A 21,332-nucleotide genomic window follows, 5' to 3' on the forward strand; every position below is an offset into this window, starting at 1 on the left:
TGGCGCGTCCAGTCGGGAACAGTGATGAGCTTTGAAGGCGGCGGTGATCGGTGGGTGTTCGGATACGGATCGCTCATGTGGCGGCCCGGGTTCCCGTTCATAGACCGAAGAACGGCCGTGCTCCACGGCCGGCGGCGGGCCTTCTGCATCTATTCGGTGCATCACCGCGGCACGTACGAACGCCCGGGCTTGGTGCTGGGCCTGGCCCCCGGCGGCGCGGTGCGCGGCATGGCCTATCGCGTGGCCGAGGCCGAGTGGGAAGGCGTCTACGCCTACCTGCGCGAACGCGAGCAGCCGACCGAGACCTATTTCGAGACCTGGCGCGACGTGAAGATCGATGGAGGCCAGAAGGCGCCGGCCTTGGTCTTCCTGTCGGACATGAAGCACAAGCAGTGGGCTGGGGCGCTGACCCTGGAGCAACAGGCTGAGTTGATCGCCGGCGCGATCGGGCTGTCGGGGCGCAACATCGACTATCTCAGCGATCTCGTTTCGCACCTGCGCGAGGACGGCGTGCGCGACATCGCCATGGAGCGACTGCTGAAGATGGTGGAGAGCCGGGAGGCTCTATAGCCCCGCGTCTTCCAGCGCCTTGGTCGCGCCGTCGATCCGGGTCTGTAGCTCGCGCATGAACTCGCCGCGCTTGAGGCCGGCGGGGATGGGCTCGAGATATTCGAAGACGATCTTGCCCGGCTTGATCAGGAAGCCCTTGCCCCAGTGGCTGGCGCAGTTGAGGGCCAGCGGCGTCACCGGGATGTTCAGCTCGCGGTACAGCGCGGCGATGCCGGGCTTGTAGTCGCCGGGCTGGCCGACCGCGCCGCGGGTGCCTTCGGGGAAGATCACCACTTGGCGGGTTTCCTTCATGCGGTCGACAGCGTCGCGGACCAGTTTCTTCAGCGCCGTCGAATGACCGCCGCGGTCGACCACGACCATGCCGGCCTTCAGGCCATGCCAGCCGAACAGCGGCACCATCAGGAGCTCCTGCTTCATCACGAAACAGGCGTCGGGCAGCAGCGCGAACTGGCTGAAGACGTCGAACATCGACTGGTGCTTGGCCGCCACCAGGGCCGGGCCCATCGGGCGCTCGCCGCGCACCTCGACCCGGACGTCCGCCAGCCAGCGCAGGCCCCAGATCAGGCCCTTGGCCCAGTTCGACAGGGACCAGGTGTTGGCCCGGCGCGGCAGGGGATAGGTCAGGACCATGCCGACCGCCCAAGCCACGGACCACAGCCAGAAGAACAGCTGGAACAGGATCGAACGCAGGTAGATCAAGACGCTTCCTTCGCCGCCGGCTCGGCGGGCTTATCCTTCGGGCCAAGTCCTAGGAACGCTTCACGGCCCAGGATCGCCAGGTACTTGCAATATTCCACGGTCATCCGCCGGGCGGTTGACGAGGTCTTCCACCAGCGGCGGGCGTTCAGGCTCTCGGTCTGGACCGGATAGGGATAGAGCGCCACGCCGGGCATGGCGGCCGACAGCTCCAGCATCGAGCGCGGCATGTGGTAGTCGGCGGTGACCACGATCAGGCTCTTGTAGCCCTTGGACTTGGCCCACTCGGCGGTCTCGATGGCGTTGCCGACGGTGTTGGCGGCGGCGAACCCGAGGTCCACGCAGCAGTCGTAGATCGGCTTGACGGCCTTGGTCACGGTCTGGACGTCGGCGCGGGTGGCCTCGCGGTTGACGCCGGAGATCAGCAGGCGCTTGCCCTTGCCTTCTTCCAGCAGCTTTGTCGCGGCTTCGAGGCGCAGGTTCGAGGCCCCGGTCAGGGCCACCACGCCGTCGGCGGTAGGGGGCTCGGGCGGCGGGGTCGAGTGGTCGACGCGCCCGGTGAAGGCCAGGAGGCCCACGCCCCAGATCATCAGCGCGATCAGTAGCGCCGCCAGAGTTTTCAAGGCATCTCCCCCACGATGCGCGACGCCGCCAGGCGGGCCGACAGGCCGGCGATCAGGGCGGCGACCAGCGGACAGGGCAGGGCGGCGGCCAGATCGATCCAGGCCAGCGGCAGCACCGGCGCAACCCCCGCGCCGCCGCCGAAGTACCGCACGGCCGCGCCGATCATGGCCGCGCTTGCGCCGCCCAGCAAGCCGGCCAGCGCGCCCATGGTCGCGAAGCGGTTCTGGAACAGTGCGGTGATGAAGCTCTGCTCGGCGCCGGAGAAATGCAGCACCTCGATCACATCGCGACGCGCGGCCAGGCCCGCGCGGGTGGCGAAGGCGATGACGGCGGCCGCAGCGGCGGCGATCAGGGCGAAGACGCCCAGGGCCGCCAGCCGGGCCAGGTTGGCGGCGCGCTCGATGTCGGCGATCCAGCGACTGTGGTCGTCCACCGTGGCGTCGACGGCGGCGGCCTTCAGCGCCTTGTCCAGGGTCTCGGCGGTGGGCGGACCCTTGGGGTCCAGCTCCAGCGTAACGAGGCGCGGGGTGGGCAGGTCGTCGACCAGGGCGTCCTTGCCGATCCAGGGCTCCAGCAGGGCCTCGGCCTTTTCGCGGGTCAGGGCCTGGGCCTCGACCACGCCGCGCACGCCGGAGAGCGTCTCGGCGGCGCGGGCGGCGGCGCTGTCAGGGGTCTCGCCGGCGCGGGCGCGCACCACGACGGTGGCCGAGCCGGTCAGCTGGGCGGTCCAGCCGTGGGCGGCGCGGTTGGCGGCCAGGGCGGCAAAGCCCGTCAGACACGCCAGGAAGCACAGCACGGCGACCACGAAGACCAGCGCCCCGTCGCGGGCGTCGCGCGGCGGCAGCAACGGGCCGGGCCTCCAGCGGCTGATCTGGAACAGCTCGCTCATCGGCTGCCTTGGGGGGGATGGCCCCCGCCGACCAGGCGGCCCTGCTCCAGGTGCAGGGTCGGTTGCGCGGCGCGAGAAACCAATTCGGCGTCGTGGGTGGCGATCAGCACCGTGGTGCCCAGGCGGTTCAGCTCGACGAACAGCCGCAGCAGGCGCAGCGACATGGCTGGATCGACATTGCCCGTCGGCTCGTCCGCCAGCAGGATGTCAGGACGGTCGACCACGGCGCGGGCGATCGACAGCCGCTGCTTCTCGCCGCCCGACAGTGTGGCGGGCAGGGCGTGCATGCGGTCGCCCAGACCGACCCAGCTCAGAAGCTCGGCGACGTCCTCGCGATAGGTGGCGGGCTTGCGCTTGAGAATGCGCAGGGGCAGGGCGGCGTTGTCGAACACCGATAGATGCTCCAGCAGCCGGAATTCCTGGAACACCACTCCGATCCGGCGGCGCAGGAACGGCAGGTCCGAGGCATGGGTGAGGCTGACATCACGCCCGAAAAGCTCGACGCGACCCCGTGACGCACGGTGCGCCAGATAGATCAGCTTGAGCAGAGAACTCTTGCCCGCACCGGAGGCTCCGGTGAGGAAGTGAAACGAGCCCTGGTCCAGGGAAAAGCTTATGTCTCTTAGGGTTTCCGGCGCTCGGCCGTACCGCATGGAGACGCCTTCGAAGCGGACCACCGGTAGGACGTCATCGCCCTGTTGTGTGTCGATCCGCAAGGCGCGTCACTTGGGTTTCTGGACATCAGGGTTAAAATCAGCGACCCACCTTAGGTGTGTGGGGAGCGTTCGATTCGCGGCCATGATACTGACCTGTCCGGAGTGCGCCAGCCGCTATTTCGTCGACGACTCCAAGGTCGGCGCGGAAGGCCGCGTCGTGCGTTGCGCCTCGTGCGGGAACCGTTGGACGGCTCGCAACGAAGAGGCCGTCGACGACCTGTTCGATGACCCTGAACCCCCGACCCTGGCCAGCCAGCTGGCGAGCGCGGAGCAGATCCCGCAAGCCGCTTTCAATGGCGCGGTCCAAGAGGCCGAAGTCGAGGAGCCGCCGGTCAGCGCCTTGCCGGGCGAGGAACTGCCCAAGGTCTTCCGCGCCCGGGCCGACGCCGAGCGTCGTCTGCGCGCCGCCACCGCCACGGGCGTCATCTGGGCTGGCATGGCCGCCACCATGGCGGTGATCGTCATCGGCGCGCTCATCTTCCGTATCGACGTGGTGCGCATCATGCCCGGTTCAGCGGGCGCCTATGCCGCTGTCGGCCTTCCGGTCAACACCGTGGGCCTGGTCATCGACCGCGACAGCATCAAGGCTCAGCCTTCTATGCAGGACGGTCATGCCGCCGTGACCATCACCGGCACGATCCGCAACATCACCGAACACGAGGTGACGTCGCCGCCGCTGCGTGTCGAGTTGATGAGCAAGGAAAATACGCGCGTCGCCGGCCAGCTGGCCGCAGCCGCCGACGCCAAGATCCCGCCGGGGCAGATCCGCCACTTCTCGATCACCTTCCTGGATCCGCCGCGCACCGCCATCGACCTTCAGATCGGGTTCGCCACCGAGCCGGGCGCGGCCAAGGCTGTGAAGACGGCCCTGAAGACCGCGCACAGCGGCGAGGACAGCCACGGCGCTGCGCCTGAAATGGCCCTGCGCGGCGCCCAGGACGCACCCGCAGCGCCCCCCCCGGAAGCCGGGGCCGAGGCAGAAGCGGCTGGACATGAGACCCCGGGACATGAGAGCGGGAGTGAAACTCCCCCTTCCGCTGCTCACGAACCCGCGCATCATGAATGACACCAAGCAACCCGAAGTCCTGATCTCCGAAGCCGAGATCGCCACCCGGGTCCAGAAGCTGGCCGAGGACATCGCGCCGCGTATCGACAACGACACCGTCGTGATCTGCCTGCTGACCGGCGGCCTGTGGTTCGCCGCCGACCTGACCCGAGCCCTCTACAAGGCCGGCCGCGACGTGCGCTTCGACGCCCTGTGGCTGGCCTCGTACCATGACGAGCGCAAGAGCACGGGCCGCTGCGAAGTCCGCGCCGACCTGCAGCGCCCGCTGGTCGGCCGCCGCGCCCTGGTCGTCGACGACGTGTTCGACACTGGCCTGTCGCTTTCCGAGGCCGCTCGCCTGGTCAAGGACGCCGGCGCCAGCGAAGTGCTGACCGCCGTCTTCGCCCGCAAGCCCTGGCCGACGTCGCGCGGCATGGAGCCCGACTTCGTCGCCTGGGAAGCCCCCGCGCGCTATCTGGTCGGTTACGGGCTGGACGACGAAGGCAAGAGCCGTGGCCTGCCGTACATCGGCGCGCTGGATTGAGATGTCAGTAGAGAAGCCTCCGTTCGCCTTGCAGACCGTCATTATTGTGGCGGTTGGTGGTTGGGTGATCTGGGGGCTTTTTACCCTTTTGATGGCATTTGGGTTCGCACGAACCGACGCGATGGTTGTTGCTGGACAAATCGGTGATTTGTTCGGTGGAATAAATGCGCTTTTTTCCGCGTTAGCTTTCACCATGGTTTGGTGGTCTGGCGACATGCAGCGCAGAGAGCTTTCCTTGCAAAGAAAAGAGCTCTCGCTTCAGTTGGAAGAATTAAAAGCGCAGCGAGAAGAATTAGTTGAAACGCGTGGCGTATTTAAGCGCCAGAATTTTGAAGCGGCCTTTTTTCAGAGAATTAGCATTCTCAGGGATCAGATTCAATATTTTGAATTCTATGAAAATAGAGGATCCGAGGCTGTCGCCAAAATAAGATCAGTTTGCACGAGAATTGTGCGCGGATTGAGTGCTGATCAGGAAAAATTCAAAGATGATTTATATGCCTCTCAGCATATTTCCGATGAGTATGTTAAAATAGTTTATAAGAGCTATGAAAGCCAGATAGGGCCATATTTTAGAACGCTATATCATTCATTTAAACTTCTTGATGTTCAGGGGTTTGATCGTGATGAGGCGATCCTTTATTCTAATCTTTTGAGAGCTCAAATCAGCGAGGATATGCTCGTTATATTGGCTGTGAATTTACTCTCCCCTATGGGGGAGGGGTTTCAAGATCTTATCGAACGATATGTTGTCTTGAAGCATTGCCCAAGCGAAGGTGGATTGGATCGGCTTAGATCCCTGCTTCCAATAAAATCGTTTGGAGGCAACTAAGAGGGGAGGGCTCAGTTATTGTCCGCTCCTTGCTTTGGCGTGGCGACTAGGTGGCGAACTCAGCGGTTTTACGGGTTGACGTCCTGCGGGTGGCGTATGGCAAGGGCGTCGTCCCTCCGCGCTTCAGATTGAAGAGGCATGTTCCTCCCCGCTCGTGAACCGAGGGCGGCGCGCGCGTCGCAAACGAGGGGGCCTTAAGCCCTAAGCCGCCTTCCGCGTCTTCTTCTGGCCGATGTCGAACATGTCGACGCGTTCGGCCAGTTCCTGTGATTCCGAGCTCAGCGCGTGCGCCGCGGCAGTGGTCTCTTCGACCATGGCCGCGTTCTGCTGCACGACCTGGTCCAGCTGGCTCATGGTGGCGTTGACCTCGCCCAGGCCGACGGCCTGTTCGCGGGCCGAGGCGGCGATGGCCTTCACCTGGGTGTCGATCTCGATGACCCGGGCCACGATGCGGCCCAGGGCCTCGCGGGTGCGGCCCACGCGTTCGACGCCGGCGCTGACCTGCTGGCCAGAGACGCTGATCAGCTCCTTGATTTCGCGAGCGGCGTCGGCAGAGCGCTGAGCCAGGGCTCGGACTTCCTGGGCGACGACCGCGAAGCCGCGGCCGGCCTCGCCTGCGCGGGCGGCTTCCACACCGGCGTTCAGCGCCAGGAGATTGGTCTGGAAGGCGATTTCGTCGATCACCCCGATGATTTGGCCGATCTGGCCCGACGAGGTCTCGATCAGGGTCATGGCCTCTACAGCCTCGCTGACCACCGGGTCTGAGCGCTCGGCCTCTTCGTGGGCGGCGGCGGCGGCGATATTGGCCTGGTTGGCGCTGTCGGCGGTGCTCTGAACCGTGGCGGTGATTTCGTCCAGGGTCGCGGCGATCTCGACCAGGCTGGCGGCCTGGTGCTCGGTGCGGTGGGCCAGTTCGTCCGAGGCGCGCGACATGTCGGCGACGCCGGCGGTCATGGTCGAGGCGTTGCCGGCGATCTCGCGCATGGCCTCCTGCAGCTTGGCCAGGGCGTTGTTGAAGTCGGCCCGCAGCGACTCGTAGCGGCCGGCGAAGGGCTGCTCCAGGCGCCAGGTCAGGTCGCCGCGCGACAGGTAGATCAGGGCCTGGGCCAATTGGTCGACGACCTCGGTCTGCTCGGCTTCCAAGGCGGCCTTCTGCTTGGCCTGCTCGGCGTTTGAGGCGTCACGGGCGGCGCGTTGGGCGTCGGCGTCGGCATGAGCCAGGTCAGCGCGGCGGGCCGCGTCCAGGGCCCGGTCGGTGCGGGCGTTGACGGTGACGAACAGGCGCGAGACGCTGGCGGTCAGCCACATCAGCGACCAGGCGGTGGCCAGGGTGACGCCGGCTTGGAACGCCAGACGCAGCACGGTGACCTCGCCGGTCATCAGCAGGCTGGGGGCCAAGAAGGCGGCGGTGACGTCGATACCGATGATCGTGGCGGCGCCCACGGCGACGGCGCGCCAGTCGCCATAGGCCACCATCAGCGACAGTGCGGCCAGATAGGCCATGCGGGCCTCGACCTGCAGCGGGTGGCCCGAAAAGGCGGCGATGAACAGGCTGACCTGACCCATCAGGGTGACGGCGGTGGAGATGCGCTGGGCGGCGCTGTCGCGCCAGACGGCGAAGCCGCCCCAGGCGATCGCGGCCAGTACGACCGAGCCGGCGGCCAGAAGGAAAGGTTTGTTGCCGGCCAGCAGGGCTGCGGCCGGCGTGATCAGGACCAGAGCGGCGATGCAGGCCAGGACCAGATTGCCGCCGACCTTCCGCTGAGATTCGATACTGTCGAATTCAATGAAGTTGTTCACAGCCGCTACTCCAGCCCCATACAATCGGGTGCAACTTCGGCGGCAGCGGTTAATCCCCGGTGACCATCGGCGTCACCGGGGCTAGGTAAAACTACCTAAAGGCGCGAAAACTACTCTTTTTGCTTGCGCGAGAGTTCTGGGCTCGACCTGAGGGATCTCAGATCCAGTCCGGCGCCAGATCGCGGGCCAGAATTTCGTCATAGGTCGGACGCTTGCGGATCACCGCGTAGCGGTCGCCGTCGACCAGGACCTCCGGTACCAATGGGCGGGTGTTGTACTCGCTGGCCATGGCCGCGCCGTAAGCGCCGGCCGACATGAAGGCTACCAGATCCCCCGTCGCGAACGGCGGCAAGGCGCGGTCGCGGGTGAAGGTGTCGCCGGTCTCGCAGACCGGACCCACCACGTCGTACACGGTCTCGCCGGCGCGCTTGGTCACGGGGCGGATGTCGTGGAAGGCGTCGTACATCGCCGGCCGCATCAGGTCGTTCATGGCCGCGTCGATGACCAGGAACTTGCGGCCTTCCGGGCGCTCGTGGACGTGGATCACTTCCGACACCAGCACGCCGGCGTTGGCGGCGATTACCCGGCCCGGCTCGAAGGCCAGCTTGACGGGCAGGCCCTTGGTCACCTCACCGACCATGGCGGCGAAGTCGGCCGGGGAGGGCGGTTCGGGATGGTTGAAATAGGGCACGCCCAAGCCGCCGCCCAGGTCCAGGCGCTCGACCGAAAGGCCTTCGCCCAGCAGCTGCTCGACCAGACCCCGCATCTTGCTGAAGGCCTCGCGCATGGGGGCCAGATCGGTGATCTGGCTGCCGATGTGACAGGCGACGCCGATGGGCTCCAGGGCGGCGTTGTTGCTGGCGTTGGCGTAGAGGCGCGCGGCCTCGGCGAACGAGACGCCGAACTTGTTCTCGGACTTGCCGGTCGCGATCTTGGCATGACCGCCGGCCGCGACGTCCGGATTGACCCGGAACGCGACCTTGGCGCGGACGCCCAGGCTGGCCGCGACCTCCGCGATCAGGTTCATCTCCGGCTCGGACTCGACATTGATCTCGGCGACGCCGGTCTTCAGGGCGAAGGCGATCTCGTGGCGGGTCTTGCCGACGCCGGAGAACACGATGCGTTCGCCGGGGATGCCGGCGGCCAGGGCGCGACGGACCTCGCCTTCCGAGACCGTGTCGGCCCCGGCGCCCAAGTCGCCCAGCACCTTGAGCACCTGAACGTTGGAGTTGGCCTTCACGGCGTAGGCGACCAGCGGGTCGACCACGCCGGCGGCCGCTAGAGCGTCGCGAAACACCGTGTAGTGCCGCTCCAGCGTGGCGCGGCTGTAGACATAGACGGGCGTGCCGACTTCGGCCGCGATTTTGGCCAGGGGCACGCCCTCGCAGGCCAGGCCCTCAGGGCCGTATTCGAAGTGGTTCAAGTGAGTGCCTTAGTTGGGAGTCGCGCCGGGGAAGCCCTTGGCCGACGGACCGCCGAACGGGTCCTTGGTGCCGGGGAGCGGGGCGGCGCGGATGGTGCGGTTGCTGGTGGCGGGGTCGCGGATTTCCTGGTCGCCGCCGGCGCGGGCCGGCTGGTTGGCCTGGGCCGAGGCGGCGCGGCGTTCGGCTTGCCAGGCGGCCTTCTTCTGAGCGTCCCACATCGGGGCCGGACGCTCCAGGGCGCCTTGCTTGCCGCAAGCGGCGGCGGTCAAGGCCAAGGCGGCCAAGGTGAGGATCGAGACGGTGCGCATCATGCGAGGGCTTCCTTCCAACGCGCGATCTGGGCGCGGACCTGGGCGGGGGCGGTCCCACCGTAGCTCATGCGGCTGGCCGCCGAGGCGGCCGGAGTCAGAACGGCGTAGACGTCGTCCGTGATCCGCGGCTCGATCGCCTGGAATTGTTCCAGGGTCAGGTCCGACAGATCCAGGCCCAGGGTCTCAGCCGCCTTCACGGCAGAGCCTGTCACGTGGTGGGCGTCGCGGAAAGGCATGTTCAGCGAACGCACCAGCCAGTCGGCCAGATCGGTGGCGGTGGAGAAGCCCGCGCCGGCCGCCTTGGCCATGTTTTCGGTGTTCGGGGTCAGGTCTGCGATCATGCCGGCCATGGCCAGCAGGCTCAGTTCCAGAGCGTCGAAGGCCTCGAAGGTCGGGACCTTGTCCTCCTGCATGTCCTTGGAATAGGCCAGCGGCAGGCCCTTCATGACGATGGTCAGGGTGGTCAGCGAACCCATGATCCGGCCGACCTTGGCGCGGATCAGCTCGGCCGCGTCGGGGTTCTTCTTCTGCGGCATGATCGAGCTGCCGGTCGTGAAGGCGTCGGTCAGCTTGATGAAGCCGAACATCGGCGTCGTCCACAGCACGATCTCCTCGGCCAGGCGCGACAGGTGCGTGGCGGTGATCGCGGCGGCCGACAGCGCTTCCAGGGCGAAGTCGCGCGAGGAGACGCTGTCCAGCGAGTTGGCGGTCGGACGGTCGAAGCCCAGCGCCGCCGCCGTCTGATGGCGGTCGATCGGGAAGGGCGAACCGGCCAGGGCCGCGGCGCCCAGCGGGCACTCGTTCATGCGGGCGCGGGCGTCACGGAAGCGCGAGGCGTCGCGGCCGAACATCTCGACATAGGCCATCAGGTGGTGGCCGAAGGTCACCGGCTGGGCCGGCTGCAGGTGAGTGAAGCCCGGCATCAGCGTGTCGGCGTGGGTCTCGGCTTGCGCCAGAAGCGCCCGCTGGATGGTTTCAAGCTGGGCGGCCGAGCGGTCGGCGGCGTCGCGCACCCACAGGCGGAAGTCGACGGCCACCTGGTCGTTGCGCGAGCGGGCGGTGTGCAGCCGGCCGGCGGTCGCGCCGATCAGTTCGCGCAGGCGCGCCTCCACATTCATGTGGATGTCTTCGTACTCGTCGCGGAACGGGAAGGTCCCCGTGGCGATCTCGTCCTCGATCTTGGCCAGGCCGCCGAGAATTTCCTCGCCATCGCTGCTTGTAATCACGCCCTGGTTCATCAACATCCGCGCGTGGGCGCGGGAGCCTGCCAGGTCCTGCGCCCAAAGGCGCTTGTCGAAGCCGATGGAGACGTTGATCGCCTGCATCAGTTCCGCGGGCTTGGCCGAGAACCGACCGCCCCACATGGCTTGGCCCTGGCTGTTGGCCTTGGGCGTATCAGAGGCGTTGTCGGTCATATGAACGAAGTCCAGTCGGGTCAGAGCGGGCCTAAGCGCAATCCCATCCGGTTGGCGCTGGGCGGCGTCATCCTCGTGGGTGTGGCGGCGATCCTATACGTCATCGCATCGGCTTCGTTCAAACCCTCAGGCCCCGCCGATCTTACAGAATTCAAGAAGGGCACGCTGGAAAAGCTCGACGTGCCCAGCACGCCCCGGCCCGCGCCCTACACGGCGTTCACCAGTCTCGACGGCAAGTCCGCCACCCTGGCCGATTTCAAGGGGCGCGTGGTGGTCATGAACCTGTGGGCGACCTGGTGCGCGCCGTGCCGCGCAGAGATGCCGACCCTGGCCAAACTGCAGGCTGTCTACGCTACTCAGCCGGTGACCGTGCTGCCGATCAGCGTCGACCGCGACGGCGACCTGAACCTGGTCAACGAGGAAATGGCGGCCAACCCGCCTCTGAAGACCTATCGCGATCCGTCCTACAAGCTGTCCTTCGCCCTCGACCCCAAGGCCGGCGGCTTCCCGACCACCGTAATCTATGACCGCCAGGGCCGTGAACGCGCCCGCATGACCGGTCCGGCCGACTGGTCCAGCCCCGAGGCGCGGGGCCTGGTCGAGAAGCTGCTGGCCGAGAAGTGATCGACCCTGCGATTCTGGAGCCTCTCGCCGACGACGCCTGGCCGGCCCGGGAGCGGACCCGGCTGGGCGGCTGGCGGCTGAACGCGTCGGCCGGCCGCTCGATGCGGATCAACGCCTGCTGGCCGCTGGGCGCGCCGGATCGCGAGCCTGAGGCGGCGCTGGACGCGGTCGAGGCTTGGTATGCGGCGCGGGGCCTGCCGCCTCGGTTCAAGCTGACCGATGGCGTGACCGCGCCGGGTGATCTGGCCCAGCGCCTGGCGGCGCGGGGCTACGGCGCGACTAAAGAGACCCTGGTCATGCTCGGCCCGACGGGCGGGGAGGGCGACAGCGCCGTCCGCGTCGTCGCTGCGCCTGACGCCGCCTTCGAGGCGGTATTAACCGCGACAGCTGGGGATCCGGAGGACGGCCGCGAGCGCATCGAGGCCCTGGCCCGCATCCCCGCGCCGGCCCGCTTCGCGCGGCTGGACGTTGACGGCGCGCCGGCGGCGATCGGGGCCAGCGCCATCGGCGGCGGCTATGCGGGCGTGTTCGGCATGCGCACCGCTCCCGACCATCGCCGCAAGGGCCTGGCCCGCCGCGTCCTGCGGGCTTTGCTGGCCGAGGCCGCGACCCTGGGCGCCGAGCGCGCCTGGCTGCAAGTCGAAGCCGACAACGCCCCAGCCATCGCGCTCTATGCCGACGAGGGTTTCGCGGCGGCTTACCGGTATCGGTACTGGGCGCGCTGAACGGTTTTCTACTGATGCATTGGAATTGGCCCTCACCCTGAGCCCGTCGAAAGGCGAGGGCGGCTGCGCGATGGTTGGGAAATTGTAGACAAGTTTACAAAACAAACTAGTTGATGCATTGTCCTCTCACTTTCAGGAGGGGAGCCCTGTCATGCACGCGCCACTCAGCGCCACTGAACGATCCGCCGCCGCCCAGGCCGGCGGCCGCAACGCCCCGATCGGCGCCTTGCGCGCCTTCGTCACCCTGCTGGTGATCGCGCACCACGCGGTGCTGACCTATCACCCGTACGCGCCGCCGCCGAAGGCGTTCGACGCCCAGCCGATCCTGTGGACGGCCTTCCCGGTCGTGGATCCGCAGAGGTTCGGCGGCTGGGGCCTGCTGACCTTGATCAACGACCTCTTCTTCATGTCGCTAATGTTCTTCATCTCGGGGCTGTTCGTCGCCGACGGCTTGCGCGCCAAGGGGGCGGGGGGCTTCCTCAAGAGCAGGGCGCTGCGGCTGGGCGTTCCGTTCGTGCTGGCCGTGCTGATCCTGGCGCCGCTGGCCTATTTCCCGGCCTGGCTGCAGTCGGGCGGCGCGCCGTCGTTTGGCGCGTTCGCTGAAGCCTGGACCCAACTGCCGTTCTGGCCCAGCGGTCCGGCCTGGTTCCTGTGGGTGCTGCTGGCCTTCGGCGCTGTGGTCACGGGCGTCTACGCGCTGTTCCCTGGCGTGATCGACGAGTTGGGCCGACTGGCGCAGGGCGCGGGAAGCCGGCCGGGCCGGTTCTTCTGGGGGCTCGTGGTCGCCAGCCTGCTGGCCTATCTGCCGCTGGCGACGACCACGCCGTTCGGTCACTGGACGATGGTCGGACCGTTCCTGGTCCAGACCGCCCGCGTCGGCCATTACTTCGTCTACTTCCTGGCCGGGATCGCCGTCGGCGCGGCCGGGGTCGGCCACGGCCTGACCGATCCGGACGGCAAGCTCGCCAAGCGCTGGTGGGCCTGGCAACTGGCTCCCATCCTGCCGGTCGTCGCGACCGTGGCGACGATGATCGTGGCCTTCTCGCCCAACCCGCCGCCGCGGATCGCCCTGGACCTGTTTGGCGGCGTCGCCTTTGGCCTGGCCTGCGCCACCCTGTCGTTCGCGGCCCTGGCGACGTTCCTGCGCTTCGTGCGCAGGACCGGCCCGGTCGGCGCCAGCCTGCAGGCCAACGCCTACGGCATGTACCTAGTCCACTACGTCTTCACGGCTTGGTTGGGCTGGCTGCTGCTGCCGCAAGCCTGGGGTGGGCTCGCCAAGGGCCTCGTGGTGTTCGGCGGGGCGGTGGTCCTCTGCTGGCTGACCACGATGATCCTGCGCCGCATGCCGCTGTTGGGACGAATCCTGTGACCATCCATGATGCCGCCGAAGGGGATCTGCCCATGAACGACACGCTGAAGACGGCCCAGGATGACCTGGCCTTCCTGCGCGGCCTGGCCGAGGGCGGCGGCGATCGCGGCGGGCTGGGCGCGGCCGGTGGCGCGCTGTACGGCGCGGCGGGCGTGCTCTACGGCTTCCAGACCCTGGTCTACTTCCTCCAGGAGCGGAGCGTGGTCAGCTTGGGCGGGCTGGGCAATCTGGTGCTGGCCTGGACGCCGACCCTGATCTTCCTGGTCCTGATGACCATCGTCATCGTCATCGACCGTAAGACCCCCCAGCGCGGCGTGACCAACCGCGCCATCAATGCCGCCTTCTCGGCGGTCGGGGTGGCCAACCTGGCGCTGATCATCGTCTTCGCCTTGGCGGCCGCGCGTCACAAGGACTTCCACTACTGGCTGTTCCACCCGGCGGTGGTCTTCATTCTGCAGGGCGCGGTCTGGCAGGTGGTCTTCGTGCTGCGCCGACGGGCCTGGATGTTGGCGATAGCGCTGGGCTGGCTGGTGTCGGGCGTGGCCATGGGCCTGCTGATCGAGCGGGCTGACCTCTATCTGCTGATCGCCAGCATCGGCTTGTTCGGGTTCATGGCGATCCCGGGCTTCTACATGATGCGCCAGGCGCTGCGCTGAGACGATCGTGAGCGGCAAGTTCGACATCAGCGGGCTGGACGACGTCATCCATGGCCGGGTGCGGCTGGGGATCGTCGCCTATCTGGCCAGTGCTGAGGTCGCCGACTTCACCGAGCTGAAGACCCTGCTGGAAGTCACCCAGGGCAACCTCTCGATCCACCTGCGCAAGCTGGAGGAGGCGGGCTATGTCGCGATCGACAAGAGCTTCGTGGGCCGTAAGCCCCTGACCCGCGTGAGGTTGACGGATGAGGGGCGGGCGGCGTTCGGGCTCTATCTGAAGGCCATGAGCCAGTTGGTGGAGCAGGCGGGAGGCGGCTAGAAGCCGAGCTCCGCCCGCAGGTCGTCGGCGGTCACGCCCGCCGCGCGCAGTTCCCGCAGGGTCTGGGCCTTGTCGCGCTTGGCGTAGCGCTTGCCATCCGGGCCGACCAGCAGGCCGTGGTGAAGGTAGGTTGGCGTCGGCAGGCCCAGCAAGGCCTGCAGCAGGCGCTGGATGTGGGCGGCTTCGAACAGGTCATGGCCGCGGATCACGTGGGTGACGCTCTGCAGCGCGTCATCGTGCACGACGGCCAGGTGATAGGCGACGCCGACGTCCTTGCGGGCCAGGACGATGTCGCCGGCGGTCTCGGGCAGCGCCTGGATGACGCCGGTCTCGCCATCGGGTCCTGCACCTTGCTCGACGAAGGTCAGGTCCTCGAACCCGCCCAGCGCCGCGGACGCCGCGGCCAGGGACAGCCGCCAGGCGAAGGCCTCGCCGCGGGCCAGGCGCTGGGTCTCCTCGTCGGCGGGGAGGGGCGCGCCGACATAGGGGATCGCCGGTTCGTGCGGGGCGCGACCGATATCGATCTCCTTGCGGGTCTTGAAGCAGCGATAGACCAGGCCGCGCTCGCGCAGGGCCTCAATGTCGGCGTGATAGTCGGCCAGGTGGTCGGATTGCCGGCGTACCAGCGTCTCCCATTCGAGGCCCAGCCAAGCCAGGTCTTCCAGAATCGCCGCCTCGTATTCGGGCCGGCAACGGGTGGCGTCGATATCCTCGATGCGCAGCAGGAAGCGACCGCCGGCGCTCTGCGCGGCCCGGAACGCCGTCAGCGCCGAGAAGGCGTGGCCGCGATGCAGGAAGCCCGTCGGCGACGGCGCGAACCGGGTGAGCACGACGCCTTAGTCCCGGGCGAACTTCGCGAACATGCCCAGGTGCTCGAACACCGCGCGCAGGAAGGCTTCCTCTCCGCCCAGCTGGGTCTTCAAGGCTGCGAACTGCTTGAAGCCGATCATCTCGGCCAGGCCGTGGCCGGCGCACCAGGCGGCGATGGTCGCCAGTTCCAGGTCGATCTCGGCCACGCCGTTGTCGGCGTGCTCGGCCAGGGTGTCGCGCACCTGGCAGTAGGCGCCGCCTTCCTTCATCTGGTCGGGCAGGGCGTCCTTGTCGCGCGAGCGGTCGTACATCACGCGGTAGAGAGCCGGGTTGTCGCGCGCGAAACAGACATAGGCCACGCCCAGATCGGACATCCGGCCATGGTCGCCATCGGCGGACGCCCGGGCCTTGGCCAGAGCCTCGTCCAGTTCGTGCCAGCCTTCGTGGGCGACGGCCTCCAACAGCTCGGCCTTGTCCTTGAAGTGGTGATAGGGCGCGGCGGGGCTGACCCCGGCCTCGCGCGCGACGGCCCGCAGGGACAGGGCGGCGGGGCCGTCCGTCTCCAGGATCTTGCGCGCGGCGTCGACCAGCGCGCGGCTCAGGTCGCCGTGGTGATAGGGGCGGGATTCGGCCCGGGATTCGGAGGGGGCGGTGCTCATCGGACCTCACTGTAACCGCAGCTTTTGAAAATTCTATCCAAACGCTGTCAAGATTATCTTGACGGCGTTCAGATTGGTGATATCTAAGCATTGTCCAGATTGGTTTGGTTCCCCGCCAGCCGAGGCCCATGGGGGCGGACACCAACAAAGGAGAGGGGATACGTCATGAACCGCACGCTCAACGCCTTCGAAAGCGCCTTCGACCGCATGGCCGGCGTCTATTTCATCGTCATGGCCCTGGCTGTCGCCGGCGGCATTATCGGCGTGGTGATCTAGGACTGCCCTGCTCGCGACGCGCGGGTCGGCTCCTGTTCGCGGAGCGCCCGCCGCCGCTTGAACCTTGTCGCTAGGGGAGCTAACCACCTTGGCGACGCGTTAGGCTTCGACGCCAATTCCTCCGTGTGCGTCGCAGGCCGTTTCCATGATCAAAGACATCTTCCGCCCATGAGCGTCGCCTTCACCAAAGAGGGCGACAGCGAGGCTTTCGCGGCCGATCTGCCCGACCGCCCGATCTCGACCCATCCCAATCTCGTCACGCCAGAAGGTCTGGCCCAGATCGAGGCCCAGCTGGCTTCGGCGCGCGCGGCCTATAGCGCCGCCCAGACTGCCGGCGGGGCCGCCGATGGCGACCGCACGGCGATGGCCCGCGCCACCCGCGACCTGCGATATTGGTCGGCCCGCCGCGCCACAGCCCAATTGATGGAGCGCGACCCGGACAAGACCGCTGTGCAGTTCGGCGACCGGGTGACTTTCGAGCGCGAGGACGGCCGGGTGCAGACCTTCCGCATCGTCGGCGAGGACGAGGCCGATCCGACACAGGGCTCGGTGTCCTATGTCGCGCCGATCGCCCGCGCCCTGCTGGGCAAGCTCATCGGCGACACCTCACCCGCGCCGGGCGGTGAGGTCGAGATCACCGCGATCGCCTAGCGTCAGCAAGTTTCGGATTGTCATCGGCCGCGTGGCGAGCTCCCTTGCGGCCGATGTTCGTTCCGCCGACTGCAGAAGCCCTTCTCGACGCCCGCAAGCAGCTGGCCGCCGCCGATCCGGCCTTGGCGGCGCTCGAGGCCGTCACGCCGCCTTTCGAATGGCGCGTCGGGCTGGGCGGCTTTCCCGGCCTGCTGAAGATGGTTGTGCAGCAGCAGGTGTCGCTGGCCTCGGCCGCGGCCATCTGGACGCGGGTCGAGGCGGGGTTGCCGGAGATGACGCCCGCCGTCGTCATGCATCATGACCAAGCCTATCTGCTGTCGCTGGGTCTCTCGCGGCCCAAGGCGCGCTATGCGCACGCCGTTGCTCATGCCCACCTGACCGGGACCTGCGACTTCGACGCCCTGCCGGGACTGCCCGACGAGGAAGCCGTCGCGGCCCTGACCGCCATCACCGGCATCGGCCGCTGGACTGCCGAGGTCTATCTGATGTTCACCCAAGGCCGGCTGGACATGTTCCCCGGCGGCGATGTGGCGCTGCAGGAAGCCATGCGCTGGGCCGACCGTAGCGACGTCCGACCGACCGAAAAGCAGGCCTATGCCCGGGCCGAGCTGTGGCGGCCGTATCGGGGCGTGGCCGCGCACCTGCTGTGGGCCTGCTACGGGGCGGTGAAGCGCCGGGAAATCGCGCCTTTCTGAAGCTTGTCTTGGTTCTGTCGCCGAGTGGGTCCATCCTTTCTCTGCGTTCGGGAATGAATGGCGATTCCCTGAATAGCGTAGGAAGGAGGCCCGTCTTCAGTCCTGTCGCGTACCCCCTCAGCCGAGGTCGTGAACCTGTTCACGCACACCTCGAAGGGAGGATCTGATGCAGGTCCTCACGCGCCCGCCGTCGGGCATGCCGGCCCTCGTGCTCAACGCCGATTTCAGGCCGCTCAGTTATTATCCGCTGTCCCTCTGGTCTTGGCAGGAGGCGGTCAAGGCGGTGTTCCTGGATCGGGTCGACGTGGTGTCGACCTATGATCAGGTGATCCATTCGCCGTCGTTCGAGATGCGGCTGCCCAGCGTGGTGTCGCTCAAGCAGTACGTGCCCCAGGACCGTCCGCCGGCCTTTACCCGCTTCAACCTGTTCCTGCGCGACGGCTTCAGCTGCCAATACTGCGGAGACCTGGAGGACCTGACGTTCGATCACGTCATTCCGCGCTCCAAGGGCGGCCGCACGACTTGGGAAAACATCGTCACCGCCTGCGCGCCCTGTAACCTCGCCAAGGGCGGCCGCACCCCGCGCGAAGCCGGGATGCACCTGTTCAACACAGCTCGGCGCCCGTCAAAGTACGAGCTGCAGGAACGCGGCCGCCGCTTCCCGCCGGGCCGCCTGCACGTCAGCTGGCTGGACTATCTGTACTGGGATATCGAGCTGGAGGCCTAGAGCCGCTCCGGACATAACCGGCCCGGGCCGCTTTGAGGAGCGTCAGCCCGGGCCGTGTCGCTCGAGGCGGAAGGGGATCGGCCGCCGCAAGCTGAACCTTAAATGCCCTGCCACGGCCAAGGTTCCGGGCGACTCAAAGATTGTTTCAGGCGGGATAAGCATCTGATGGAGCATGCAACCCGAACCTAGACCGGCGGGTTTTTACGTCCGAGGCAAAAGCCACGGGAGGTTCATATGCCCCGCCACCATAACGAAGAAGACAAGCGTCACTTCACCCACGGCACCGCCGCCTCGACAGCCGACATGGCTGACGGCGACATCCGTCCGGAAGACAAGCATTTCGACGCTCCGCACAGCCGCGAGGCGCGCCGGCCCTTGGCCGAGAACGAAAAGCACGACCAGTTGGCCGTAAAGACCGAAAAGTCTGAGAACCGCCAGGAGGCCCTGTTGGACGAAGGGCTCGAGGAAAGCTTCCCGGGCAGCGACCCGGTCAGCGTCAAGCGTATTACCTGACGGGAAAGCGACGGGCGGCGCGCTCTGCGAAACGGGGCGCGACCGCCTGAACCGTTGCCGGTTCGAAGGCGACGGCGGGGCGGCGACGGCCGCGACGACGATCCGTCGCCTCGATCTGCGCGAAGGTCATGTCGCCTTGCTCGCGCGCCATCTTGCGCACCGTCTCGATCACGCTCACGCCATAGACGATGCCGACGCCGACCGCGTCGGCGAGCCAGTCCATGAGGCTGGGCGTTCGGCCGGCGGACATCAATTGCGCGATCTCCACCGCCGCGCCCAGCACCAGGATCGCGAGGGTCAGGTCATTGCGGCGCAAGCGCGGGAAGGCCAGGAACGAGATCGCCAGCAGGCCGCCGAACGCCACGGCATGGGCGGGCTTGTCGCCCAAACCGATGACGTGCTCGATCCCTTGAAACGGTCCCAAAGCCAGGGTCGCCACGGTCAGGGAGCCGACCAGCAACGCAATGCGTGCGGCGGTGACGACGTGGACAGGCTTGAACATGGGACGCGACCTCCAGAGGACCTCGAAGTCCTTAAAGCGAAGGTCGCGCCATTGCGTGAACGGACAGGGTTAGCGCGCGCTAACCCTTCTTTTCGGCCTTTTCCGCTTCCGCCTTCTTCTTGGCCTCGGCGGCCGCCTTGTCGGCGTCGTCCTTGGCCTTCTTCCAGGCCTGGAACGCCTCGACATAGGGCTGGCGGCGCAGGACTTTCGAGGCCGGGTCGACGATCACCGGCACGGTGTCGCCAACGGCCACGCGACCGGTCCCGTCGGCCATCGGCAGGGTGACGACCTTGTCGCCGACCTTGACGTCCACGGGCATCGGGAACGGCTTGTCCTTGGGGGTCTTCCAGCGCAGCGTCAGATCGCCGCCTTCGCGGGCCTCGATCAACTCCGGCGCGGCGGCTTCGTACAGATAGACGTCGAAGAACCAGCTGTAGTCCTTGCCGGTCACGTCATTGACGATCTTCACGTACTGCTTGGTGCTCAGGTACAGCGGCTTGAAGTTGCCGGGCTTGGGATCCGGCGTGCCGTAGACGGCGATGCGGGTGATCTTGAAGAATGCTTCGTCGCCGATCAGCGTGCGCAGGGTGTGCAGCACGTTCGAGGCCTTGGCGTAGATGTCGTTCCCGGGGCCGCGATCGGCGTTGTAGACCTCGTCCTCCTTCAGCGCGCGACCCGACACGATCGGGAACTTGTTGCGGATGCCTTGGCGCTGGCTGTTCAGCCGAGCCATGTATTCCATGTCGCCGTGCATCCACTGCGACTGCAGCGGTTGCATGTAGCTGCCGTAGCCCTCGTGCAGCCACATGTCGTCGTTGTCGAGATTGCTCAGCTGGTTGCCGAACCACTCGTGGGCGAACTCGTGCTGCAGCAGCCAGTCGAAGCCGAAGCCGTCCTGGCCGTAGTTGTTGCCGTAGGCGTTGATGGTCTGGTGCTCCATGCCCAGGTGCGGGGTCTCGACCACGCCCATCTTCTCGTCGCGGAACGGGTAGGGGCCGATCATCTCCTCGTAGAAGTCGACCATCGGCGCGAACTGGGCGAACAGGCCCTTGGCCTTTTCCTCGCGGCCCTTGAGGTGCCAGTAGTTCATCGGGAAGCTGTCGCCGAAACGGCTCTTGTAGGTCCCCGAGATCTCCACATACGGGCCCACGGTCAGCGAGATGGCGTAGGTGTTGGGGTTCTTGGTCTGCCAGTTGTAGGTGCGCCAGCCGTCCTTCTCGGTCATGCCCTTGAAGACGCCGTTGGCGGGCGCCACCAGCGGGGCCGGGACAGTAATGTGCAGGTCGACCAGCTTGGGCTCGCCGGTCGGATAGTCGATGCAGGGCCAGAAGAGGTCGCAGCCGTCGCCCTGGACGGCGGTGGCGATCCAAGGTTCGCCGGTCTCGGTCTTGCTCCAGACGAAGCCGCCGTCCCAGGGCGCGCGCTTGGCCTCGTGCGGGACGCCGTCATAGGTCACGCCCAGCTTGACCTGGCGGCCCTTGGCCACGGTCTTGGGCAGGGTGATGGTCATGCGGCCTTCGGGATTGCTCCAGGCCGACGGCTTCAGCGCCTTGCCGTCGATGGTCAGCTTGCGGATCGCGAACACGCGGTCGAAGTCGACCACCAGCGTGCGCAGCGGCGCCTTGGCCAGGAAGGTCAGGGTGGCTTCGCCCTCGATCGCCTTCTTGTCGGGGATGACCTTCAGCTTCAGGTCGGCGTGTTCGAAGCCCAGGGCCTGCTGCTCGGCGGGCATGGCGCCGCCGGTTTCGAGGCTGAGCTCGCTGGTCTTCAGCGGCTCGGCGGCGGTGGCGGACGGCGCGGCGGACTGGGCGTTCGCCTGGGCGGCTGACAGGGCCAGGATCGACGCCGCGCAGGCGGCGATAGTGCGGGTACGGAAGGACAAGTGAGCGACTCCCCAACGCCGTGGCGTGTTTGGGAAGCATGCGTAGGCCCGCGAAACGCGG

26 protein-coding genes are annotated in these 21,332 nt (G+C 67.0%); 14 read left to right on the plus strand and 12 right to left on the minus strand.

The window, feature by feature from the left end:
• The first annotated feature begins 24 nt into the window (after nucleotides 1–24).
• Nucleotides 25–570, plus strand: coding sequence for a gamma-glutamylcyclotransferase (locus E1H18_RS13465; protein ID WP_172269106.1), 546 nt, complete (start codon nucleotides 25–27; stop codon nucleotides 568–570).
• Here the strand turns inward: E1H18_RS13465 and E1H18_RS13470 are convergent.
• Genes E1H18_RS13470 through ftsE form a run of 4 tightly spaced genes read right to left on the minus strand, consistent with a single transcriptional unit; the run spans nucleotide 565 to nucleotide 3,495 of the window.
• Nucleotides 565–1,269, minus strand: a complete 705-nt coding sequence (locus E1H18_RS13470) for a 1-acyl-sn-glycerol-3-phosphate acyltransferase (RefSeq protein ID WP_172269109.1) — start codon at nucleotides 1,267–1,269, stop codon at nucleotides 565–567. The two genes, E1H18_RS13465 and E1H18_RS13470, sit on opposite strands and share 6 nt — an antisense overlap.
• Nucleotides 1,266–1,889 (minus strand): YdcF family protein, encoded by a 624-nt coding sequence (locus tag E1H18_RS13475; protein WP_172269112.1) that lies wholly within the window; start codon nucleotides 1,887–1,889, stop codon nucleotides 1,266–1,268. The genes E1H18_RS13470 and E1H18_RS13475 overlap by 4 nt, the downstream gene beginning before the upstream one ends.
• A complete protein-coding gene (locus E1H18_RS13480; RefSeq protein WP_172269115.1) occupies nucleotides 1,886–2,779 on the minus strand; it encodes an ABC transporter permease in 894 nt (297 codons plus the stop codon). Before E1H18_RS13480 ends, E1H18_RS13475 begins: the two co-directional genes overlap by 4 nt.
• Nucleotides 2,776–3,495, minus strand: coding sequence for a cell division ATP-binding protein FtsE (gene ftsE, locus E1H18_RS13485; protein WP_172269118.1), 720 nt, complete (start codon nucleotides 3,493–3,495; stop codon nucleotides 2,776–2,778). Before ftsE ends, E1H18_RS13480 begins: the two co-directional genes overlap by 4 nt.
• Before the next feature lie 58 nt (nucleotides 3,496–3,553).
• On the opposite strand from ftsE, the gene E1H18_RS13490 reads away from it, so the two are divergent.
• Genes E1H18_RS13490 through E1H18_RS13500 form a run of 3 tightly spaced genes read left to right on the plus strand, consistent with a single transcriptional unit; the run spans nucleotide 3,554 to nucleotide 5,913 of the window.
• Nucleotides 3,554–4,561 carry an MJ0042-type zinc finger domain-containing protein gene (locus tag E1H18_RS13490; protein WP_172269121.1) on the plus strand — a complete coding sequence of 336 codons (1,008 nt, stop codon included), beginning with the start codon at nucleotides 3,554–3,556 and terminating at the stop codon, nucleotides 4,559–4,561.
• Nucleotides 4,503–5,084 carry a phosphoribosyltransferase gene (locus E1H18_RS13495; RefSeq protein ID WP_172269124.1) on the plus strand — a complete coding sequence of 194 codons (582 nt, stop codon included), beginning with the start codon at nucleotides 4,503–4,505 and terminating at the stop codon, nucleotides 5,082–5,084. The genes E1H18_RS13490 and E1H18_RS13495 overlap by 59 nt, the downstream gene beginning before the upstream one ends.
• Nucleotides 5,053–5,913 carry a putative phage abortive infection protein gene (locus E1H18_RS13500; RefSeq protein WP_206679064.1) on the plus strand — a complete coding sequence of 287 codons (861 nt, stop codon included), beginning with the start codon at nucleotides 5,053–5,055 and terminating at the stop codon, nucleotides 5,911–5,913. Before E1H18_RS13495 ends, E1H18_RS13500 begins: the two co-directional genes overlap by 32 nt.
• Nucleotides 5,914–6,114: 201 nt before the next feature.
• On the opposite strand, the gene E1H18_RS13505 is transcribed toward E1H18_RS13500, so the two are convergent.
• From E1H18_RS13505 to argH, 4 genes are all read right to left on the minus strand, one after another.
• Nucleotides 6,115–7,713 (minus strand): methyl-accepting chemotaxis protein, encoded by a 1,599-nt coding sequence (locus E1H18_RS13505; RefSeq protein WP_172269130.1) that lies wholly within the window; start codon nucleotides 7,711–7,713, stop codon nucleotides 6,115–6,117.
• Between the two features lie 157 nt (nucleotides 7,714–7,870).
• Nucleotides 7,871–9,136, minus strand: coding sequence for a diaminopimelate decarboxylase (gene lysA / locus E1H18_RS13510; protein ID WP_172269133.1), 1,266 nt, complete (start codon nucleotides 9,134–9,136; stop codon nucleotides 7,871–7,873).
• Nucleotides 9,137–9,145: 9 nt separating this feature from the next.
• Nucleotides 9,146–9,448: a hypothetical protein gene (locus E1H18_RS13515; RefSeq protein ID WP_370526500.1), complete on the minus strand. Its 303-nt coding sequence runs from the start codon at nucleotides 9,446–9,448 to the stop codon at nucleotides 9,146–9,148.
• Nucleotides 9,445–10,863 carry an argininosuccinate lyase gene (gene argH / locus E1H18_RS13520; protein ID WP_172269139.1) on the minus strand — a complete coding sequence of 473 codons (1,419 nt, stop codon included), beginning with the start codon at nucleotides 10,861–10,863 and terminating at the stop codon, nucleotides 9,445–9,447. Before argH ends, E1H18_RS13515 begins: the two co-directional genes overlap by 4 nt.
• Between argH and E1H18_RS13525 the strand changes: the two genes are divergently transcribed.
• The 5 genes from E1H18_RS13525 (at nucleotide 10,864) to E1H18_RS13545 (ending at nucleotide 14,556) form a co-directional block, all read left to right on the plus strand.
• Nucleotides 10,864–11,487, plus strand: coding sequence for a TlpA disulfide reductase family protein (locus E1H18_RS13525; protein ID WP_172269142.1), 624 nt, complete (start codon nucleotides 10,864–10,866; stop codon nucleotides 11,485–11,487).
• Nucleotides 11,484–12,212, plus strand: coding sequence for a GNAT family N-acetyltransferase (locus E1H18_RS13530; RefSeq protein WP_172269145.1), 729 nt, complete (start codon nucleotides 11,484–11,486; stop codon nucleotides 12,210–12,212). Before E1H18_RS13525 ends, E1H18_RS13530 begins: the two co-directional genes overlap by 4 nt.
• Nucleotides 12,213–12,363: 151 nt before the next feature.
• Nucleotides 12,364–13,581, plus strand: a complete 1,218-nt coding sequence (locus E1H18_RS13535; RefSeq protein WP_172269149.1) for an acyltransferase — start codon at nucleotides 12,364–12,366, stop codon at nucleotides 13,579–13,581.
• A gap of 32 nt (nucleotides 13,582–13,613) precedes the next feature.
• Complete coding sequence (locus E1H18_RS13540) at nucleotides 13,614–14,237, plus strand: hypothetical protein (RefSeq protein WP_172269152.1); 624 nt, start codon at nucleotides 13,614–13,616, stop codon at nucleotides 14,235–14,237.
• A gap of 7 nt (nucleotides 14,238–14,244) precedes the next feature.
• A complete protein-coding gene (locus tag E1H18_RS13545) occupies nucleotides 14,245–14,556 on the plus strand; it encodes a transcriptional regulator (RefSeq protein ID WP_172269155.1) in 312 nt (103 codons plus the stop codon).
• Here the strand turns inward: E1H18_RS13545 and gluQRS are convergent.
• Together gluQRS and E1H18_RS13555 are read right to left on the minus strand one after the other, a co-directional pair.
• The gene (gluQRS, locus tag E1H18_RS13550; RefSeq protein ID WP_172269158.1) at nucleotides 14,553–15,386 is read right to left on the minus strand and encodes a tRNA glutamyl-Q(34) synthetase GluQRS; all 834 of its coding nucleotides are present in this window, start codon (nucleotides 15,384–15,386) and stop codon (nucleotides 14,553–14,555) included. The genes E1H18_RS13545 and gluQRS overlap by 4 nt on opposite strands.
• Before the next feature lie 6 nt (nucleotides 15,387–15,392).
• Nucleotides 15,393–16,025 (minus strand): TetR/AcrR family transcriptional regulator, encoded by a 633-nt coding sequence (locus tag E1H18_RS13555; RefSeq protein WP_172269161.1) that lies wholly within the window; start codon nucleotides 16,023–16,025, stop codon nucleotides 15,393–15,395.
• A gap of 165 nt (nucleotides 16,026–16,190) precedes the next feature.
• Between E1H18_RS13555 and E1H18_RS26755 the strand changes: the two genes are divergently transcribed.
• The 5 genes from E1H18_RS26755 to E1H18_RS13575 all read left to right on the plus strand — a co-directional run bounded on the left by E1H18_RS26755 (nucleotide 16,191) and on the right by E1H18_RS13575 (nucleotide 18,887).
• Nucleotides 16,191–16,301 (plus strand): hypothetical protein, encoded by a 111-nt coding sequence (locus E1H18_RS26755; RefSeq protein WP_241736000.1) that lies wholly within the window; start codon nucleotides 16,191–16,193, stop codon nucleotides 16,299–16,301.
• A 168-nt stretch (nucleotides 16,302–16,469) separates the two neighbouring features.
• Nucleotides 16,470–16,952, plus strand: a complete 483-nt coding sequence (gene greA / locus E1H18_RS13560) for a transcription elongation factor GreA (protein WP_172269164.1) — start codon at nucleotides 16,470–16,472, stop codon at nucleotides 16,950–16,952.
• A 53-nt stretch (nucleotides 16,953–17,005) separates the two neighbouring features.
• Entirely contained in the window at nucleotides 17,006–17,647 is a 642-nt protein-coding gene (locus tag E1H18_RS13565) for a DNA-3-methyladenine glycosylase (RefSeq protein WP_172269573.1), read from the plus strand.
• 163 nt (nucleotides 17,648–17,810) lie between these two features.
• Nucleotides 17,811–18,374, plus strand: a complete 564-nt coding sequence (locus tag E1H18_RS13570) for an HNH endonuclease (RefSeq protein ID WP_172269575.1) — start codon at nucleotides 17,811–17,813, stop codon at nucleotides 18,372–18,374.
• A gap of 234 nt (nucleotides 18,375–18,608) precedes the next feature.
• Nucleotides 18,609–18,887 (plus strand): hypothetical protein, encoded by a 279-nt coding sequence (locus E1H18_RS13575; RefSeq protein WP_172269167.1) that lies wholly within the window; start codon nucleotides 18,609–18,611, stop codon nucleotides 18,885–18,887.
• On the opposite strand, the gene E1H18_RS13580 is transcribed toward E1H18_RS13575, so the two are convergent.
• Nucleotides 18,880–19,389, minus strand: coding sequence for a VanZ family protein (locus E1H18_RS13580; protein WP_172269170.1), 510 nt, complete (start codon nucleotides 19,387–19,389; stop codon nucleotides 18,880–18,882). The two genes, E1H18_RS13575 and E1H18_RS13580, sit on opposite strands and share 8 nt — an antisense overlap.
• 79 nt (nucleotides 19,390–19,468) lie before the next feature.
• Nucleotides 19,469–21,271, minus strand: coding sequence for a M1 family metallopeptidase (locus E1H18_RS13585; protein WP_172269173.1), 1,803 nt, complete (start codon nucleotides 21,269–21,271; stop codon nucleotides 19,469–19,471).
• Nucleotides 21,272–21,332 lie beyond the last annotated feature (61 nt).

It is taken from the genome of Caulobacter sp. RHG1, assembly GCF_013181195.1.
GTDB lineage: Bacteria > Pseudomonadota > Alphaproteobacteria > Caulobacterales > Caulobacteraceae > Caulobacter.

Bases quoted from the DNA above. Each gene is read 5' to 3' on its own strand.
- E1H18_RS13465 (WP_172269106.1), top strand. From the start codon at position 25: ATGAGCTTTGAAGGCGGCGGTGATCGGTGGGTGTTCGGATACGGATCG.
- E1H18_RS13480 (WP_172269115.1), bottom strand. From the start codon at position 2,779: ATGAGCGAGCTGTTCCAGATCAGCCGCTGGAGGCCCGGCCCGTTGCTG.
- E1H18_RS13495 (WP_172269124.1), top strand. From the start codon at position 4,503: ATGAGAGCGGGAGTGAAACTCCCCCTTCCGCTGCTCACGAACCCGCGC.
- E1H18_RS13515 (WP_370526500.1), bottom strand. From the start codon at position 9,448: ATGATGCGCACCGTCTCGATCCTCACCTTGGCCGCCTTGGCCTTGACC.
- argH (WP_172269139.1), bottom strand. From the start codon at position 10,863: ATGACCGACAACGCCTCTGATACGCCCAAGGCCAACAGCCAGGGCCAA.
- E1H18_RS13525 (WP_172269142.1), top strand. From the start codon at position 10,864: ATGAACGAAGTCCAGTCGGGTCAGAGCGGGCCTAAGCGCAATCCCATC.
- E1H18_RS13535 (WP_172269149.1), top strand. From the start codon at position 12,364: ATGCACGCGCCACTCAGCGCCACTGAACGATCCGCCGCCGCCCAGGCC.
- E1H18_RS13540 (WP_172269152.1), top strand. From the start codon at position 13,614: ATGAACGACACGCTGAAGACGGCCCAGGATGACCTGGCCTTCCTGCGC.
- E1H18_RS13555 (WP_172269161.1), bottom strand. From the start codon at position 16,025: ATGAGCACCGCCCCCTCCGAATCCCGGGCCGAATCCCGCCCCTATCAC.
- E1H18_RS26755 (WP_241736000.1), top strand. From the start codon at position 16,191: ATGAACCGCACGCTCAACGCCTTCGAAAGCGCCTTCGACCGCATGGCC.
- greA (WP_172269164.1), top strand. From the start codon at position 16,470: ATGAGCGTCGCCTTCACCAAAGAGGGCGACAGCGAGGCTTTCGCGGCC.
- E1H18_RS13565 (WP_172269573.1), top strand. From the start codon at position 17,006: ATGTTCGTTCCGCCGACTGCAGAAGCCCTTCTCGACGCCCGCAAGCAG.
- E1H18_RS13575 (WP_172269167.1), top strand. From the start codon at position 18,609: ATGCCCCGCCACCATAACGAAGAAGACAAGCGTCACTTCACCCACGGC.
- E1H18_RS13580 (WP_172269170.1), bottom strand. From the start codon at position 19,389: ATGTTCAAGCCTGTCCACGTCGTCACCGCCGCACGCATTGCGTTGCTG.